This window comes from Agrobacterium sp. CG160-95, assembly GCF_053521725.1.
In genome coordinates, this window is sequence record NZ_JBNWDU010000015.1 from 1 (window position 1) to 2,550 (window position 2,550).

Annotated in this window: 3 protein-coding genes; all 3 read left to right on the plus strand. The window is 58.1% G+C overall.

The window, feature by feature from the left end; all coding sequences use genetic code 11:
* Positions 1–83: 83 nt before the first annotated feature.
* From tnpA to tnpC, 3 genes are read left to right on the plus strand one after another with little or no spacing between them, the layout of a single operon-like run.
* On the plus strand, positions 84–503 hold the full coding sequence (gene tnpA, locus ACQZ63_RS27220; protein WP_236776408.1) for an IS66-like element accessory protein TnpA: 420 nt from the start codon (positions 84–86) through the stop codon (positions 501–503).
* Entirely contained in the window at positions 484–837 is a 354-nt protein-coding gene (tnpB, locus tag ACQZ63_RS27225) for an IS66 family insertion sequence element accessory protein TnpB (RefSeq protein ID WP_076846215.1), read from the plus strand. The genes tnpA and tnpB overlap by 20 nt, the downstream gene beginning before the upstream one ends.
* 51 nt (positions 838–888) lie before the next feature.
* Positions 889–2,475 (plus strand): IS66 family transposase, encoded by a 1,587-nt coding sequence (gene tnpC, locus ACQZ63_RS27230; protein WP_173998782.1) that lies wholly within the window; start codon positions 889–891, stop codon positions 2,473–2,475.
* Positions 2,476–2,550: the final 75 nt, after the last annotated feature.

Here is a 2,550-nt window from a genome sequence, read left to right on the forward strand (position 1 = left end):
GTAAGCGCGAATTTCTGTGCACCTTCTGAAGCGCAGTGCTCTGATGCATGAAGTGTCCATCAAAAATAGGTGGACACCAAATCATGGACGATACTCCTAAACTGCAGGTGCGGCTTGTTGGCCGCGACGGCCGCCGTCGATATGACCCTGCCTCCCGAGATCAGCTTGTCGCAGCGTGTTTAGAGCCCGGCGTTTCGGTTTCGCGTCTAGCTCTGGAGCACGGCGTCAACGCCAATCTCGTTCGCAAATGGGTCAAGAGAGCCAGAGAAGATAGTGCTTTGCCTGCGGTATCTAGGTTCGTTCCGGTTCAGATAGCTACGGATATGCACTCGTCTTCTGCTAGCGGTCCACTGACGAAGGTGGAGCCGGTGGGCAAGCGATCTCATGCATCCAAGCTGAGCGCGGTGCTACCGAACGGGGTCGGCCTGACGCTGGAATGCAGCGATGTCGATGGTTTGGCGGCAATCATAGGAGCGTTGAGCCATGTTCAGACTGGGCGCTGATCTGAAGGTCTACCTCCATCGGGAACCCATCGACTTCCGCGCGGGCATCAACAGCCTCGCGGTCCTTGTGCAAGAGGTGATGGAGCTGGACCCGTTTGCTCCATCGGTGTTTGCCTTCTGCAATCGCAGGCGTGACCGGGTGAAGCTCTTGTTCTTTGATCGGTCCGGGTTTGTTATGGTCCTGAAGAAGCTAACGGAAGACCGGTTCAGGTGGCCTCGCCGGGAAACTGCGGTGGTGACGCTGACGACAGAGCAACTCCACTGGATCCTCGATGGCATCGATATCGATGCGATGATCCGCCATCCCGTGCGGCAGTATCAGATTGCTGGCTGAGGATGGCGAATTGAGATTGACGCGCAGGGGCGGTTCAGATTCAAGAATCTGATGACGCGCACCGGCGAACCGAGCATTGCAGAACTGATGGCGCAATTGGCAGCCAATGCTGCCGAAATCGCGGCGCTCAAAGCCGAGAAGGAAGCGCTCTCGCAGCGGGTCGTCAAGCTTGAAGAAGAACTGGCACTGGCAAAGCTGCACCGCTTTGCCCCGCGCAGTGAAAAGCACATTGATCGTCTCTTCAACGAGGCCGAAGAGGCTGCGGTCGAAGGTGGTAGCGAGGAAGACGATGTTGTCGAGCTTCCGGACACCGGCCTGCCAGCGGTAGAAGGTCAAACGGGAAAGAAGCGTGGACGCAGGCCTCTGCCGGCAGACCTGCCGCGCGAGCGTGTCGAATACGACCTTGCTGACGATCAGAAGGCTTGCCCGTGCTGCAAAAGCCAAATGCATCGAATGGGAGAAGCCGTTAGCGAGCAGCTCCATATCGAGATCAAGGCAAAGGTCCTGCAGAACGTACGGTTCAAATACGCCTGCCGGCACTGTGACCGTACAGGGATTAACACGCCCGTCGTAATCGCGCCCATGCCCACGCAACCCCTGCCGGGCAGCATCGCCACCGCGTCGACGCTCGCCTTTGCTCTCGTCCACAAATACGTAGATGGCACGCCGCTCTACCGCGTGGCTCAGACATTCGAGCGTGCTGGCGTTCCGATTAGCCGTGGCGCTCTTGCGCATTGGGTCATCGGCTCGAGCGAGAAGCATCTATATCGCATCTACGATGCTTTGAAGCTGCGGCTGCAATCGCAGTCTCTCATCCATGGCGATGAGACGACGGTTCAGGTGCTGAAGGAAAAGGACAAGGAAGCCACCAGCACGTCGTACATGTGGGCGTACCGCAGCAGCGAGAACAGTGAGGAGCCGATCGTGCTTCTCGACTACCAGCCCGGCCGCGGTCAGATTTATCCGCAGACCTTCCTTGGTGACTACCGTGGCATACTTGTCACTGATGGCTACACCGCCTGGCGCACATTGAATGGCGCAACCCATGTCGGATGCATGGCTCACTCCAGGCGGCGCTTCGTTGATGCCCTCAAGGCGAGAAAGAATGGTGGCGGCCCGCCGGAGCAAGCTCTCAGGTTCTTCGAACAGCTCTACCGGATCGAAAGGCAGGCGAGAGACAAGACCCCAGATCCAGGCGAGACAAAGGCCGATTGCATTCGCCGTTTCCGCCAGCAGCACAGCCTGCCTGTCCTGAACGCCCTAAAGGCGTGGCTCGACAATATCGCGCCAAAGATCGTGCCGGATACCAAGCTCGGCGATGCGGTGTCCTACACCCTGAACCAATGGGATTACCTGACACGTTACACCAGCGACGGCAGGATGCCGATCGATAACAACATTCTGGAACGCGAGATCAGAGTTTTTGCCACCGGTAGGAAATCGTGGCTGTTCAGCGATACCGTCGACGGAGCCAAGGCCAGCGCCGTGATCTACAGTCTCATGCTGACCTGCCGCGCTTGCGGCGTCGATCCACTCTCTTGGCTGCGCCACGTCCTCACTGAGTTACCTCAGCGCGAAGAAACTGCCGACATCGGCGACCTCTTGCCGTTCAACTTCTCCAGGGCAAATGCCCAATAAAGCTAGGTACCGCTAGAACCCGTGCGCGATTACGCCTGAAGAGGCCGTCTAGGCGCATCGAAAATCGCGCTTACT